Source organism: Microvirga sp. HS2 (assembly GCF_055792805.1).
This window is the reverse complement of the sequence record NZ_JBVVAJ010000029.1, coordinates 53467-67521: the sequence shown is the minus strand read 5'-3', so window position 1 is coordinate 67521 and position 14055 is coordinate 53467. Positions and strand designations below refer to the sequence as shown.

At 62.3% G+C, this 14055-nt stretch carries 16 protein-coding genes; 8 read left to right on the top strand and 8 right to left on the bottom strand.

Annotated features, from left to right (window positions below; all coding sequences use genetic code 11):
• Window positions 1-226: 226 nt before the first annotated feature.
• Window positions 227-946, bottom strand: a complete 720-nt coding sequence (locus ACS5Q0_RS20935; protein WP_473128585.1) for a lysophospholipid acyltransferase family protein — start codon at window positions 944-946, stop codon at window positions 227-229.
• A gap of 603 nt (window positions 947-1549) precedes the next feature.
• Here ACS5Q0_RS20935 and ACS5Q0_RS20930 point away from each other — a divergent pair.
• Complete coding sequence (locus ACS5Q0_RS20930) at window positions 1550-1693, top strand: hypothetical protein (protein WP_473128584.1); 144 nt, start codon at window positions 1550-1552, stop codon at window positions 1691-1693.
• Between the two features lie 378 nt (window positions 1694-2071).
• Here the strand turns inward: ACS5Q0_RS20930 and rpsU are convergent, their stop codons facing one another.
• From rpsU to ACS5Q0_RS20900, 6 genes are all read right to left on the bottom strand, one after another.
• A complete protein-coding gene (gene rpsU, locus ACS5Q0_RS20925) occupies window positions 2072-2377 on the bottom strand; it encodes a 30S ribosomal protein S21 (RefSeq protein WP_473128583.1) in 306 nt (101 codons plus the stop codon).
• Between the two features lie 77 nt (window positions 2378-2454).
• Window positions 2455-2649, bottom strand: a complete 195-nt coding sequence (locus ACS5Q0_RS20920; RefSeq protein WP_473128582.1) for a hypothetical protein — start codon at window positions 2647-2649, stop codon at window positions 2455-2457.
• 69 nt (window positions 2650-2718) lie between these two features.
• Window positions 2719-3075: a DUF6481 family protein gene (locus tag ACS5Q0_RS20915; RefSeq protein ID WP_473128581.1), complete on the bottom strand. Its 357-nt coding sequence runs from the start codon at window positions 3073-3075 to the stop codon at window positions 2719-2721.
• A gap of 39 nt (window positions 3076-3114) precedes the next feature.
• On the bottom strand, window positions 3115-3315 hold the full coding sequence (locus tag ACS5Q0_RS20910; RefSeq protein WP_473128580.1) for a hypothetical protein: 201 nt from the start codon (window positions 3313-3315) through the stop codon (window positions 3115-3117).
• Window positions 3316-3420: 105 nt separating this feature from the next.
• Window positions 3421-3630 (bottom strand): cold-shock protein, encoded by a 210-nt coding sequence (locus tag ACS5Q0_RS20905; protein WP_473128579.1) that lies wholly within the window; start codon window positions 3628-3630, stop codon window positions 3421-3423.
• Window positions 3631-4469: 839 nt separating this feature from the next.
• The gene (locus ACS5Q0_RS20900) at window positions 4470-5243 is read right to left on the bottom strand and encodes a GntR family transcriptional regulator (RefSeq protein ID WP_473128578.1); all 774 of its coding nucleotides are present in this window, start codon (window positions 5241-5243) and stop codon (window positions 4470-4472) included.
• 143 nt (window positions 5244-5386) lie between these two features.
• Here ACS5Q0_RS20900 and ACS5Q0_RS20895 point away from each other — a divergent pair, with 143 nt between their 5' ends.
• From ACS5Q0_RS20895 to ACS5Q0_RS20880, 4 genes are all read left to right on the top strand, one after another.
• On the top strand, window positions 5387-6358 hold the full coding sequence (locus ACS5Q0_RS20895; RefSeq protein ID WP_473128577.1) for a tripartite tricarboxylate transporter substrate-binding protein: 972 nt from the start codon (window positions 5387-5389) through the stop codon (window positions 6356-6358).
• Between the two features lie 83 nt (window positions 6359-6441).
• Entirely contained in the window at window positions 6442-7515 is a 1074-nt protein-coding gene (locus tag ACS5Q0_RS20890) for a tartrate dehydrogenase (RefSeq protein ID WP_473128576.1), read from the top strand.
• 58 nt (window positions 7516-7573) lie between these two features.
• Window positions 7574-8074 (top strand): tripartite tricarboxylate transporter TctB family protein, encoded by a 501-nt coding sequence (locus tag ACS5Q0_RS20885; RefSeq protein WP_473128575.1) that lies wholly within the window; start codon window positions 7574-7576, stop codon window positions 8072-8074.
• A 14-nt stretch (window positions 8075-8088) separates the two neighbouring features.
• Window positions 8089-9594, top strand: a complete 1506-nt coding sequence (locus tag ACS5Q0_RS20880) for a tripartite tricarboxylate transporter permease (protein ID WP_473128574.1) — start codon at window positions 8089-8091, stop codon at window positions 9592-9594.
• A gap of 199 nt (window positions 9595-9793) precedes the next feature.
• Here the strand turns inward: ACS5Q0_RS20880 and ACS5Q0_RS20875 are convergent, their stop codons facing one another.
• Complete coding sequence (locus tag ACS5Q0_RS20875; protein WP_473128573.1) at window positions 9794-10663, bottom strand: LysR family transcriptional regulator; 870 nt, start codon at window positions 10661-10663, stop codon at window positions 9794-9796.
• Window positions 10664-10816: 153 nt separating this feature from the next.
• Between ACS5Q0_RS20875 and ACS5Q0_RS20870 the strand changes: the two genes are divergently transcribed.
• The 3 genes from ACS5Q0_RS20870 to ACS5Q0_RS20860 all read left to right on the top strand — a co-directional run bounded on the left by ACS5Q0_RS20870 (window position 10817) and on the right by ACS5Q0_RS20860 (window position 14041).
• Window positions 10817-11779 (top strand): Bug family tripartite tricarboxylate transporter substrate binding protein, encoded by a 963-nt coding sequence (locus tag ACS5Q0_RS20870; RefSeq protein ID WP_473128572.1) that lies wholly within the window; start codon window positions 10817-10819, stop codon window positions 11777-11779.
• Window positions 11780-11913: 134 nt separating this feature from the next.
• The gene (locus ACS5Q0_RS20865) at window positions 11914-12804 is read left to right on the top strand and encodes an HpcH/HpaI aldolase/citrate lyase family protein (RefSeq protein ID WP_473128571.1); all 891 of its coding nucleotides are present in this window, start codon (window positions 11914-11916) and stop codon (window positions 12802-12804) included.
• Between the two features lies 1 nt (window position 12805).
• Window positions 12806-14041 carry a CaiB/BaiF CoA transferase family protein gene (locus ACS5Q0_RS20860; RefSeq protein ID WP_473128570.1) on the top strand — a complete coding sequence of 412 codons (1236 nt, stop codon included), beginning with the start codon at window positions 12806-12808 and terminating at the stop codon, window positions 14039-14041.
• Window positions 14042-14055 lie beyond the last annotated feature (14 nt).

Here is a 14055-nt window from a genome sequence, read left to right as displayed (position 1 = left end):
CCGCACGATGCGCCGGCGCAGGTCCTGGGACAACGGTGTGGTCATGGCGAGCCTCTGTGCTCACGCCCCTGACCACCATCGAGTCAGACTTCCCGATTCCGTTCAACCCCAAACCGCTCTAGATCCACCTTTCCGCCCAAGGGGAGAGGGGCCGCCGACCGTTACGGCTTGTGGAAGCATCGATGCGGGAATGTGCCGATCTTCGAACGCGCTTTGGACTTCGCGCTCAAGCTGCCTGCGGCCACGAGGACTGTCTTTCTGCCTCAAGAAGCTGCTCCGCCTTGCGCGTGAACTCGTGACCCGCCAGACCCGGGGCAATTGGATCGAGATATGACACTGAGATTGTCCCTGCTCGCTTGTAGGACTGTCCGGGGCCCCAGAAGTGACCCGAATTCAGGGCGACAGGAAGGACAGGTCTGCCGAGCTTTGCGTACAGCAACTCCACCCCACGCTTGAACTCGATCGGCTCGGAGACCGACTTTCGGCTCCCTTCGGGGAAGATGAGCACGGAGCGACCCTGCGCCAGCGCCGCCTGGCTCTCTTCGACCATCTTCCGCACAGCCTTCGAACCGCTCTCCCGGTCGATCAGGATCATCGGCGATTTGCGCAGGAACCAGGAAAAGACGGGAATCGTCAGCAACTCCCGCTTCGCGACGATGGCCACATCTGGGAAAAGGATCAGGAAAGCGAGCGTCTCCCAGGTCGACTGGTGATTGGCGATGATCAGGCAGGGCCCGTCAGGGATCTTGTGCTGACCCCGCTCGGTATAGGTCAGGCCAACGAGCCACTTCAGGTTGATGAGGATACCGCGGGCCCATAGCCGGGAAGCCAGCCGAACGCCACGCTCCGGGGAACCACACAGCCATAGGATCGCCAGGACAGGCACGAACAGCCCTGTCCAGAGGGCCAGCAGAATATCGAACAGAATTGAGCGGATGCGCTGCATCCCGGGTTGCTCCCTTAGAATAGATCGGCGGTCAATAGGTACCGATCTCCGCATTCCAAATCCCGCGTCAAAGGCGCGGATCTGCGAACCCCGGCAACCCGCTCAGTCCCGCTTACACGGTTCCTGATCCTGTCGCTGAACGCACCGCTGCTCTTGGACATTGCCTGAATTCAGTGTGCGTGAGCTCAAAAGGTATGCGAAAGCGCGACCTCAGGCTCGAGTTCGTCGATGTTTGGGAGAGTGTCTGAACGTGCGCCTGGCATGCCAAGGCGTTACGGCCCGATTGTCCGGCCAAATGTCGATGACCGTTACCTAATATGTCCTTGCGGCGAATACAAGGCAGGCCGCCATAAGGTATATCACTGGCCTCGCAAGGACTTTGGTCTTGCAAAAGACTTAGTTGTCGTCCATCTTGTACTGACCAACCGACGTGTTCGGCCTGCTCTCCTTTGCTCGTGAATGAGCGCCGAGCCCGCTTTCCGTTCCTATCGATTGCTATTCTCCGGCCCGCTCAGACGGGCTTACGCGTCGTTGCTTTGCATTCGACAATCTCAAATACGAAAGGCTGCTCGGAGCTTGATCCGATGCGGCGACAGGAAATTTATGTCTACTTCAAATCAGTCTCAGCCTCCGAAGCACAAGCCGCAGTCATCAAAAGCCGCCTCGCTGATCAAGGTTGCCGTCAAGCCACAGCCGCCCCGCCTGTCGATTGAGGAAATCCGTCACGTCATCGAGGTGATCGGCTAGAGCCTCGGACGCAAAAGTGGGAACCGGTTTTGTGTGGAAAGAGGCTCACAATCAAAAGCCTAAAGCACCGGGCGTGAGTTCGAATTCACGTCCGATGCTTTAGATCCATTTTACGGCGAGCCGGATCCGGTTCGCCGTCGAAAAGCGGCCGAGCCAAAGAGAAGAGCTGATGCCCCGCAAGGGCACCAAGCCCGCTTCCCGCCATCCAAACGCCAAGCGGCGCGCGAGACTTCGCGCGCCGCTTGCGATTCATAAACTCGATGTGAGGCTCTCCCTAAAGCCTCGGGCGTGAACGCACGACCGAGGCTTTAGGATTTTGGATCCGAGCATCTTCTCACGCAAAACTGTTCTTTTTACGTTCGATGCTCCAGGAGCCAACTAGAAGACCTTCGTCTCTCCCGCCGGAGCACGGGCTACGGTGCTGGGGGCAGCCGCAGGGCGACGCGGCCCGGCGAAACGGGGTTTGGGCTTGGGGGCGGCGATCAGCCCTTCCCTGATAGCCTGCTTACGGGCCAGTTTGCGGCTGCGCCGCACAGCTTCGGCCTTCTCGCGTGTCTTTCGCTCTGAGGGCTTCTCGTAGGATTTTCGCGCTTTCATCTCACGGAAGATCCCTTCGCGCTGCATCTTCTTCTTGAGCACTCGGAGTGCCTGGTCGATATTGTTGTCGCGTACCAAAACCTGCAAAGGATGTCCTTTCTATCCGTGGATCTCATGCCACGGCACTATGTGTCTGATGAAAGTCGAGCGAATGGTCCAGAAGATTATGTGCTCCGGATCTCGCTCTCACGGACGGCCCGTTCGATCGCGCCTGATCTTATCCGGTATGAAACCTCCCCGGTCTGATCGGCTGGCATCAGGCGCACGATCTCGTAAACACTGGTGGAGCTGGTCTGGCTGTCGGAAAACCCGGGCTGCTTCAGTCGGACCAGTTGCCGGACTTTGAACTTGTGAGACATTGGCCAATCTCCTTGCTAATGGTGAACTGGACTCGATGTCGCTCACGCGACACCGCTGGATAAACGCTGCTACTTCCGTGCTTTGCGGGCCGCGTAACGAGCATCGCGGGCAGCCTTGCGCTCGGCCTCCAGCTTGACGTCGTTCTCCGCCTTCTCGGCGGCTGCGCGCGCTTCCTGTTCAGCTTGATCTGCCGCAAGAGCCTCTCGCTCTGCGGCGAGGCGGGCGGTCTCGGCGACACGCAGGGCTTCCCGCTCGATCGTGCGAGCCTCCCTCGCGGCGCTCACGGCCGCCCGGGCAGCCCGCCTTTCCGCAACCGCAGGATCGTCATGGCCCGGCCGTTGCTGGAACTTGGCGGCCATGGCACGCTTTGCGTCTCTCGCGGCATTCAGCCGTTCGTTAAAATCGTTCTGCTTCATTCCACTCATTGATCTCGATACGTTTTCACCACACTGCCACCTGCGTGGCTATCGGATGCGCCTGATGCTGGTGATAGTGCCTTCCGGAAGCGAGCCTTGCTCCTGCTGAGCTCGCGCAATCACGCCAACGGCCCGCGTGTCACTGGCCTTCGCCGGATCGTCGACCCACAGATAGGCTCTGCGGGCATCGTCATAGTCCACTACGAACATCACCGATTTCGCAGGAGGGGCTTTCCGAAATGTGTTCATCGCTTTCTCACTTGGTTGACCATCAAATGATGGAGCTTTGCAAAGAAAAAGCCGCTCCACCCGGGAGCGGCTTTGGAGAGGCATATGATGTGCGCCTCGTCATCCTCAGGCCTTTTGGATATTGCTGACGGCAATTTTGCCGGAGCGGCGATCCTCGGCCGTATCGAAGAAGACCTTCTGACCCTCGACCAGGCCGCGCATGCCGGCGCGCTCCAGCGCTGTGGCGTGGACGAACACGTCCTTGCTGCCATCGTCCGGCTGGATGAAGCCGAAGCCCTTCATATCGTTGTAGAATTTCACAGTACCCATGATCATGGGAATGATTTCTCGCGGTTGTTGCAGATGCACGTGAGCCGAGGCGCACCAAGCGTGGCCTCAACTCGGTTCGTCAATGGTTCGGAGAGAGTCTGAACGTGCGCCCGGCGAAGCCAACAGCGAAACGGACCGATTGTCCGGCCAAAATCGATAATAGAGATATAGAGGGGAATGAGATTTTTACAAGAGGGCTGCTTGAAAGCGGCCAAAATCAAGGGGAAAGGGCAAGATTTACTTTTTGGTGCGGACAGGAAGTTTTTCGTTGGAAATCTCAAATCAGTCGACCACACGGAAAATGACTATGATTGAAGGAGAATATTGCTGGGTTCTGGGCCGGTTCTCGCTAAACGGTTGACCGCGTAATCGCCTTGATAAGGCTGTGCGGGACGCGGCTTCCCGCGTGATCAGTTCTCTCAGCATGCGCTCTTCTTCGTTCATCTCTCTTGAGCCCATCGCTTCAAAAGCGGCTGCCATCAGCTTCGGCCCCTTCTCAAGACTGTCCGGTCCGTCCAGCGGCCGAGATCGGGCTCCACGCCCGCATTGCGGGTATAAAAGCAGGGCCAACGCCTGCAGGGGATGCTCGGGGGCGCCCCCCACGGCTCCGCGCCAGGCCAGCTGCCATCGCCTCGCAGCTCGATGCCGTAACGACATCCGCCCAGGTATCGGCGATCCAGCGCCCCTGGAATTCAAGAAGCGGGAAGAGTAGTCCAACCTCTCATAGAGGCTTCTCGAACCTGGCGCAGCTTTCGGCGAAGTGGATCCGGTTTGGGTCAAACCATGCGTCGCACCAAAGCAAAGAGCTGATTCCACGTAAAGGGAGGCGACTTGAGACATGTCCGTCAGAGTTGCTGGACGTTGATCCGGTTCAGAATCGGGACGAGTTGACCGCGCGCGTGCCGACGGTGGGTGCGGGCGGCCTCTCCGGCGGTTGCAGCATCACCCGACCGGATAGCATCGATGATCGCCTGGTGCTCGGCTGCCGAATTGGTGGGCATCGGACGAAGGTGAAGCGTCAGCCGCCGAGCCCGGTGTGACTGGCCCGTGACCGTGGCAGCCATGCGCTTGATACGGCTGTTGCCGCAACCCGCGACAAGCGCATCGTGAAAACGCTCGTCCGCTGCGCGCCACGCGTCGAGGTCGCCGATGCGGAGGGCCGACTCCATCGCATCGGTGCTGGCCTGCAACTCGCTGAGGGTAGATGCCAATGCATCACCCGTTCCTCCGGCCAGGAGTTCGGCTGCCGCTCCCTCGAGAGCGATCAGGACGTCGTAAATCTCCAGGAGATCAGCCGGGGTCAGCGCCCGGACAAGGATGCCCTTGCGCGGCAGGATCTGAACGAAGCCTTCCTCTTGCAGACGCGCCATCGCTTCATGGACGGGCGTGCGGCTCATGCCGAGCTGCGCCGCGATCTCGTTCTCCGCTGCCTGGAAGCCGGCCGGCAGCTCGTTCGAGAGGATAGCATTGCGCAGGTAGCGATAGGCAGCCTCGGCACGCGCCTCTTGGGCCGGACCGACACCGCCGGGCCTCATGCCAGGCTCAGCCACAGGCTGCGGGGTTGTGCCGGCCGCTCCCACCCCGTGCCGTTTCACTGCCGCCCCTTTTCGTTCGCTCATGTTTATCCTCTCGCGCTCAACAGATTATTGACAAAACATTCACACCATGTCCACATGCGTCCCAGCTTGCATGCAAGATGGAATGCAAGCCCAAGGGCCCCAGTAAGAGAGGCCGCCTGAACGACATACAGAAGGAGGAAGATATGAAGCGACTTCTCGCGACGGCGCTGGTGGCAGCGGCGACGATGCTCTCCGGTTCGTCCATGGCGCAGGGCGACTATCCGAGCAAGCCGATCACCATTCTGGTCCCGGCGGCCGCCGGCGGCCCGAGCGACACCGTTGCGCGTCTGGTAGCTGAGGCGATGCGGGTCGATCTCGGCCAGCAGGTGCTGATCGAGAACGTCGGCGGCGCCGGCGGCTCCCTCGGGACCGGCCGTGTCGCTCAAGCGGCGCCTGACGGCTACACGCTGCTCCTCTACCACATCGGTGTCGCGACCTTCGGCGCGCTGTATCCGGACCTGCCTTACAAGCCAGGTGAGGCATTCGACTCCGTCGGCCTCGTGACCGACGTTCCGATGACTCTCGTCGGTCGGAAGGACCTTCCGCCGTCTGACGTGACGGCTCTGTTCACATGGCTGAAGGGGGAGGGGAAGGGCGCAACATTCGGCACCGCCGGCGTCGGCGCGGTGTCGGATCTCTGCGGTCGCCTCATGACGGACGCGGCCGGTATCGAACTGACCGTGGTTCCCTACAAGGGCACCGGGCCGGCCATGAACGACCTCGTCGGCACCCAGATCGATCTCATGTGCGATCAGACCACTAACACCGCTAATCAGATCAAGGCCGGCGAGATCAAGCCCTACGCCGTCACGACCCGCGAACGGATCGCGATCCTGCCCCAGGTCCCGACCCTCGGCGAGAGCGCCGTCAAGGGTTTCGAAATCTCGGCTTGGCACGCCATCTGGGCTCCCAAGGGGACGCCCGAGGCAATCCGCCAGAAGCTCTCGGCCTCGCTTCAGAAGGCCCTCAAGGACCCAAAGGTGATCGAACGTTTCGCTGCGCTCGGCACCGCGCCCGTGTCGTCCGACATGGCGACACCCGCCGCCCTCGACAAGCGCTTCGAGTCCGAGATCACGCGCTGGAGCAAGCTCCTCGCCAACGCCACCCAGAAGTGACTCTCGTTTCTGACGAACCACGCAAGGCGAGGCTGATCCTCGCCTTGTGCTCCCAATGCTGATGCACTGAACGGAACCGCCTCATGCGTGAATACAAGATAGCCGCCATTCCGGCCGACGGGATCGGCCCCGAAGTCATCGCCGCCGGGCTCCAGGCCCTGGAGGCGCTCCAACAGCGTAGCGGCGACTTGAGGCTCGATGTCCAGCACTTCGACTGGGGCTCGGACTACTACAAGAAGACCGGCCGCATGATGCCTGAGGATGGTCCCGAGCAGCTCAAGTCCTTCGATGCCATTTTCTTCGGCGCAGTCGGCGCTCCGGATGTCCCCGACCACATCACGCTTTGGGGGCTGCGGCTGCCAATCTGCCAGGGCTTCGACCAGTACGCCAACGTGCGGCCGACAAGGATACTGCCGGGCATCACTTCCCCCCTGGCCGGTGTTGGCCCGGGCGATCTCGACTGGGTGATCGTGCGCGAGAACTCGGAGGGCGAGTACGCGGGCCAAGGCGGGCGCACGCATCGCGGCCTGCCGGAGGAAGTGGCGACCGAAGTGTCGATCTTCACCCGCGTCGGCGTTACCCGCATCATGCGCTATGCCTTCCGGCTGGCGCAGTCCCGCCCGCGCAAGCTCCTCACCGTCGTCACCAAGTCCAATGCCCAGCGCTATGGCATGGTGATGTGGGACGAGATCGCCGCCGAGGTGGCGAAGGAATTTCCGGACGTCACCTGGGACAAGATGCTGGTCGACGCCATGACTGTGCGCATGACACTGAAGCCGCAAAGCCTCGACACCATCGTCGCCACCAATCTGCACGCCGACATCCTGTCTGATCTCGCCGGCGCGCTTGCGGGCAGCCTCGGCGTCGCGCCGACCGCCAACATCGATCCCGAACGGCGCTACCCGTCGATGTTCGAACCCATCCACGGTTCGGCGTTCGACATCACCGGCAAGGGGATCGCCAATCCGGTCGCCACCTTCTGGACCGCGGCTCAGATGCTTGAGCATCTCGGGGAGGGCGCTGCCGCCGCACGGCTGATGCGTGCCGTCGAGGCTGTGACGGCGGAGGGCATTCTGACGCCGGACGTGGGTGGAAAAGCGACCACGCAAGAGGTCACCGACGCTGTCTGTGAGGCAATCCGCGGCTCCAACATCTGACGGGCAATCATGCGCCCGCGCGACGGATGATGAATGGGGCCGTTCCTCCGGAGGGAATATGATGACGCATCAGACGGATCCAGGGGAGCATCTGCCCCGGTCTCGGCGGGACGTGATTGCGGGGGCGATCTTTCTAGCCCTCGCGGCGGCCTTCGCATGGGGCGCCACCCACTATGAAATGGGCCGCCCGATCCGGATGGGGCCGGGTTTCATCCCGCTCGTCCTTGCCATCTTGCTCGGAGCGCTCGCAGTCGGCGTGGCGCTTGCCCGGTCGGATCCGGAGCAGCACGAGAGCGGTCGCCCTGTGCCCTGGCGCGGCATCGCCCTGGTGTCGTTCGCACTGATCCTCTTCGGCGCCTATGGCCGCTCGTTCGGCCTCGTTCCCATCGTGTTCCTCGTCACGTTCGTGACAGCGCTCGCCTCACGGCGCAATTCGATCATCGCCGCTTTCGGGGCCGCGATCGTGCTGTCCGGTCTCTGTTACGTGGTCTTCAAGCTCGGGCTCGGCGTCGTCTTGCCGACAATCGGCCCGGCGTTCGGCCCCTTCGAAGCCCTCTGAGGAGACGGATCGTCATGGAGCTTCTGTCCAATCTCGCCGTCGGCTTCGACACGGCCCTTACGCTCCAGAACGTCTTCTGGTGTTTCGTCGGCGTTCTCGTCGGCACCCTCGTCGGCGTGCTGCCGGGGATCGGGCCCACGGCGACCATCGCATTGCTGCTGCCGATCACGTTTTCCTTCTCGCCCGTAACCGCTCTCATCATGCTCTCCGGGATATATTACGGCGCGCAGTATGGCGGCTCGACCACGGCCATCCTGATCAACCTGCCGGGCGAATCCTCCTCGGCGGTCACCGCCATCGACGGCTATCAGATGGCCCGCCAGGGTCGGGCCGGACCGGCGCTCGCTACTGCCGCACTCGGCTCGTTCTTCGCCGGCTCGGTGGCGACGCTGATCCTCGCCGTGGCGGCGCCGCCGCTCGCCCGCGTCGCACTCAACTTCGGCGCCGCCGAGTATTTTTCGCTGCTCATCCTCGGTCTCCTCGTTTCCATCTCGCTCGCCCACGGCTCGGTCATCAAGGCGCTTGCGATGATCGTGCTGGGGCTTCTGCTCGGGAGTGTCGGCCAGGATGTGACCAGTGGGACGGCTCGCTTCACCATGGGCTTCCGGGAGCTCTATGGCGGCATCAACTTCGTTTCGCTCGCCGTCGGGATGTTCGGCGTCGCCGAAATCTTCCGGAATCTCGAGGCAGAGACGACCCGCGAGGTCGGCATCTCGCAGGTGAAGAACCTGTGGCTCTCGAAGCGGGATTTCCGCCGCATCGCTGGTCCGGTCCTGCGCGGCACCGGCCTTGGCTCTGTCCTCGGTATCCTGCCCGGAGGCGGGCATGTCCTTGCGTCATTCGCCTCCTATTCGGCGGAGAAGTATCTTTCGAAGAAGCCGCAGGAATTCGGCAGAGGCGCCATCGAAGGGGTCGCCGGACCGGAATCCGCCAACAACGCTGCCGCCCAGACCTCCTTCATCCCGTTGCTGACGCTGGGCATTCCAGCTCATCCGGTAATGGCGCTGATCGTTGGTGCCTTCATCCTTCAGGGCATCACGCCGGGGCCCAACGTGATCACGGACCAGCCGGCGCTGTTCTGGGGTATCATCGCCTCAATGTGGATCGGCAATCTGCTGCTCGTTATCCTGAACCTGCCGCTGATCGGGCTTTGGGTGAAGATGCTCACCATTCCCTACAGGGTGCTGTTCCCGGCCATCGTGATCTTCGCCTCGATCGGCTGCTACTCGATCGACAGCAACCCGTTCGACGTCTACGCCATCGTCGCGTTCGGCATCCTCGGCTATGTCCTGATCCGCCTCGGTTGTGAACCCGCACCGCTGCTGCTCGGCTTCGTGCTCGGACCGCTCCTGGAGGAAAACCTCCGCCGCGCGATGATCATCTCCAAGGGCGATCCGACCGTGTTCCTGACACGCCCCATCTCCGCTGGCCTGCTTGCGCTCGGTCTAGCATGCATCGTCATTGCCCTTCTGCCTTCGATCCGGCGTAAGCGTGCCGAGGTGTTCGTCGAGGACGACTGATCGCTCGTCCGCTCGCGGCAGGGCTGGCTCCATCGCATCCCCCATGGCCCCGCCAGAGCCAGGGCGGCGAAGAGTACCGCCCTGCTGCGCGACGCTAACTCGCCCTGTGAGCAGTTGCTTGCCTGAAGGAAAGCCTGCCGACCAACCAGAGCATCATGGCCGGCGGAGGCGTGATCACACGAGTGCGAGGCCTGAAAAACTAAGAGAACGATGCGGTGGCTTGCTCGAGAAAGACCCGCAGCAGGCGGATTCGTGCCGAGCCTTTCATCCACAGAAAGCCGAGCCGCCGCGGCTCGGCCGGCAATGGGAGCGGCAATTTCGCCAGTGACAGGCCTTCGGGCCAGGGCGGCGACCAGTCGGGTACGAGCGAAACCCCGAGCCCCCGATCGACCATGACTGCAATCGCGTCGAGGGTCGAAAGCTCGAACCGCTCCCGAGGCCGGATCTTGGCGTGGGTGAGGTAATTGTCGACCAGACGTCCGCCCCAGAAGCTGCGGCCGTAACGGATGAACGGCTCAGTCGCCAGGACCGTATGGGCGTCCAGACCGCTCATCGATGACGGCACGATCACCAGCAAAGGCTCCTCTCGCAGAACGGACCACCCGCAGGCTTTGGGCAGCGCGAAGTAGGGCTCGATGATGATGGCCCCATCCACCTCGCCATTCAGCACCTTGGAATGGAGCTCGGCCGACTGCCCGGGAACGATGTGAATCTCCAGGCCCGGGTAGACCTCCTGCACGGCCGTCAGGATTTTCGGCATCAGGCCCGTAATGGCGGTTGGAACCGCACCGATCCGGATTTCTCCGGAAGGCGTTTCGGTCGCCAGGGCCGATTTGAGGTTGCTGACGTCACGCAGCAGGTTACGACCCAGCTCTGTCAGAGCCCGTCCTGCCTCCGTGGGCGTCACCGTTCGACCGGAGCGGACGAGAAGGCGCGCCCCGAATTCCTTTTCGAGCGTGCGCATGCGCAGGGCTACGGAGGCCGGGGTCAGATTGAGGCGGCGGGCTGCTTCGGCGAGCGAGCCGCCTTCAACGACGATGACGAAGGTCCTGAGAAATTCGGTGTCCATAAGATGGAAAAACTATCTTCTTAATGTGGAAAAGGCCAGCTTTTCCCATCGTATCGGCGGCAGGTACTCTTCCTGTGTTGGCTCGTCCGTTCGGGGGCGAGCCTGTAAAGGGGCCTGCTTGAAAGGCCTCAGCCACATGGGAGAGAAATCACGATGCCCGTTTGCCGTCGCACCACTTTGTTCGCCCTCGCTGCCTTGGCCATTGCCGGCGCCGCGCCAGCCCAGGCTCAGATCAAGGGACTTGAGATCATCGCCCCGGCCAACCCGGGCAGCGGCTTCGACCAGACCTCCCGAGCTGTCAGGGATGCCCTGCAGGAGGCAGGCCTCGCCTCCGGTATCCAGGTTTTGAACGTTCCTGGGGCCGGCGGCGCCATCGGGCTCGCTCAGTTCGTGAATGGGCAGAACCGCGGACCCGGGCTGATCACGATCGGCGTAACCACGGTCGGAGCGATCCTGACGACCAAGCCGCCAGTCACCTTGGAGGACGCCGCGCCTCTCGCCCTGCTGCTGCGCGAGTACAGCGTGGTGGTGGTCCCAGCCAATTCCGACATCAAGACGCTGGCCGATCTCACCGCCAAGGTGAAGGCCAATCCCGCATCCGTCACATGGGCCGTAGGGTCCGCTGGCGGCCTCGACCACGTTATCGCAGGACAGATCACGAAAGCGGTCTCCGGCGATGCCAGCAAGACCAATGCGATCAACTATGCCGGTGGCGGCGAACAGGTCGCAGCCATCCTCGGTGGTCACGTGACCGCCGGGATCGGCGGCGTGCCGGAGTTCGCATCGCAGATCAAGTCCGGCAAGGTCCGGGCTCTTGCCGTATCGTCCGGTGAGCGCCTCGCCGACCTCGACGTTCCGACTCTGAAAGAGCAGGGCGTCGATGTGGAGATCGGAACTTGGCGCGGCCTGTTGGCCCGGAAGCAGGCGACCGATGCCGAGAAGAAGGAACTGAGCGCTGCGATCGAGAAGATGGTTGCGACTCCGACCTGGAAGGCCGCCCTCGAGAGGAATGGCTGGATCGGCGCCTACCGGAACGGGGAAGGGTTCAATGCCTTCCTGAAAGAGCAGCAGTCCATGATGAAGACCGCGCTGGGGGAACTCGGTCTCCTGAAATAGCGGTCACTGACCGATTGCAACATTCCTGAGGCAGGCTGCCGCGGTCGCACCGATGCAGCCCGCCTTGGGTTCGCTGACCAAGGCGTCATTGACCAGCGCGGTGACGTCGCCATTCGGATCTCGGGAAAGAACCCATGCAACGTCTGATGCGGAGCAAGCTCTTCGTGCCCGGTTCACGGCCGGAACTCTTCGCCAAGGCGGCTGCGTCCGCTGCCGACGCGCTCTCGTTTGACCTTGAGGATGCCGTGGCCGCGGATCGCAAGGCGGAGGCAAGAGCCGCCGTGGGAGCCTTCCTGCGAAGCCGCTCGAATGACGATCGCAAAATCGTCGTCGTCCGCGCGAACGGTCTTTCGAGCGGATTGTTCGAAGACGATCTCGAAGCGATCGTCGGCCCCGGTCTCGACATTCTCAACCTGCCGATGGTGGAGAGCGGCGACGAGGTCCGGGAGGCAGTCCGTGCGATCCATCGGCTCGAGGCAGCAGCGGGCACGGAGCGCCCCATCGGCATCCTCGCCAACATCGAGACGCCAAAAGGCTTGCGGCTTGCGGCCGAAATCGCGACCGCGGACCCGCGTGTCGTCGGACTTCAAATCGGATATGCGGACTTGTTCGAGCCATCGGGCATCAATCGAGCCGATCCGAAGGCCTTGAGTTACGTCCGCATGGCGATCCGTCTGGCTGCGGCCGAGGCGAAGGTTCCGGCTTACGACGGAGCCTATGCGGTGGTCGCCAATCCCGAGCGATATCGGGAAGAATGCGAGGAGGCACGCAGTCTCGGATTCGCAGGCAAGAGCTGCATCCATCCGACGCAGATTCCGATCGCCAACGAGTGCTTCATGCCTCGTCCGGCCGAGGTCGAAAAGGCCCGCCGTATCCTGGCGGCAGCCGAGGAGGCGGCCGCCAAGGGCGTCGGGGCTTTCGTCGTCGATGGCCAGATGATCGATGAACCCTTCCTCGTCAGTGCACGGGCCATCGTCGCCCTTGCCAAGCAATTCGATTCGAAACGAACCGGGGAGGGCTGCTGACATGGTCTCTTCGACGCTTCACCAGCGCGCCTATCGCCCCGACGCCCAGGGGACCCTGAGCGGCGTGCGGATCCTCGATCTTTCGCGCCTTTTTGCAGGCAATGTCTGCACGCAGATGCTGGCCGATTTCGGGGCCGAGGTGATCAAGGTCGAGCCGCCTGAGGGCGACACGCTGCGGGCCTGGAAAACCGAGGGCGTCAGCACCCATTGGAAGATTTACGCTCGCAACAAGAAGAGTCTCTGCCTCGATCTAAGAAATCCTCAAGCGTCTGAGATCGTCAAAGCCCTCGTTCCTTCGTCCGATATGTTCATCGAGAGCTTCCGTCCCGGCGTGCTCGAAAAGATGGGGCTCGGCCCCGATACGTTGCTGAAACTCAATCCACGGCTCGTGATCATGCGGATCTCAGGCTGGGGCCAGGACGGGCCCTACAGCCAGCGTCCCGGCTTCGGGACCGTCGTGGAAGGCATATCCGGTTTCGCAGCCATCAACGGTTTCGCCGACCGGGAACCCGTTCTTCCCCCGATGTATCTCGCCGATGGCATCGCCGGCGTCTATGGCGCCTCCGCGGCCATGATCGCTTTGCGCGAGGTGGAGTTGAAGGGTGGGCAGGGGCAGGTCATGGACTTGCCGTTGCTCGATCCGCTCTTCTCGATCCTCGGCCCGCAATCCGCCAATTATCGACTCACCGGCACGGTCAAGCCGCGGACGGGCAGTCGCTCGACGAACTCGGCTCCGCGCAATGCCTATCGATGCAAGGACGGGCGGTACGTGAGCCTCTCGGCTTCAATCCAGAAAATGGCCGAGCGCCTGTTCCGGTCCATCGGACGACCCGATCTCATCGACGATCCCCGGTTCCGGACGAATGCAGACCGCGTCAGGAATGCCGAGGAGCTGGACGCCATCATCGGAGCCTTCATCGCCGAGCGGACGCAGGCGGAGAACGTCGCCTTCTTTGAGGCTGCAGAAGTTACGATCGGGCCGATCTACGACACCTCTCAGATCCTCGATGATCCGCACTTCATCGAGCGTGAAGTCATTGCCGACTATCCCGATCCGGACATGGGCGCTCTGCCGATGCACCATGTCGTGCCGCGACTTGAAGGCACCCCTGGCTCCATTAGGACGCCGGCCCCGAGGTTGGGCGAACATAACCGGGCCGTGCTGTCCGAAATTGGGATCGACGACGCCGGATACGCCGATCTGGTCGCATCCAAGGTGGTGTACGGAGAAACCTGATCAGTCACGGAGCA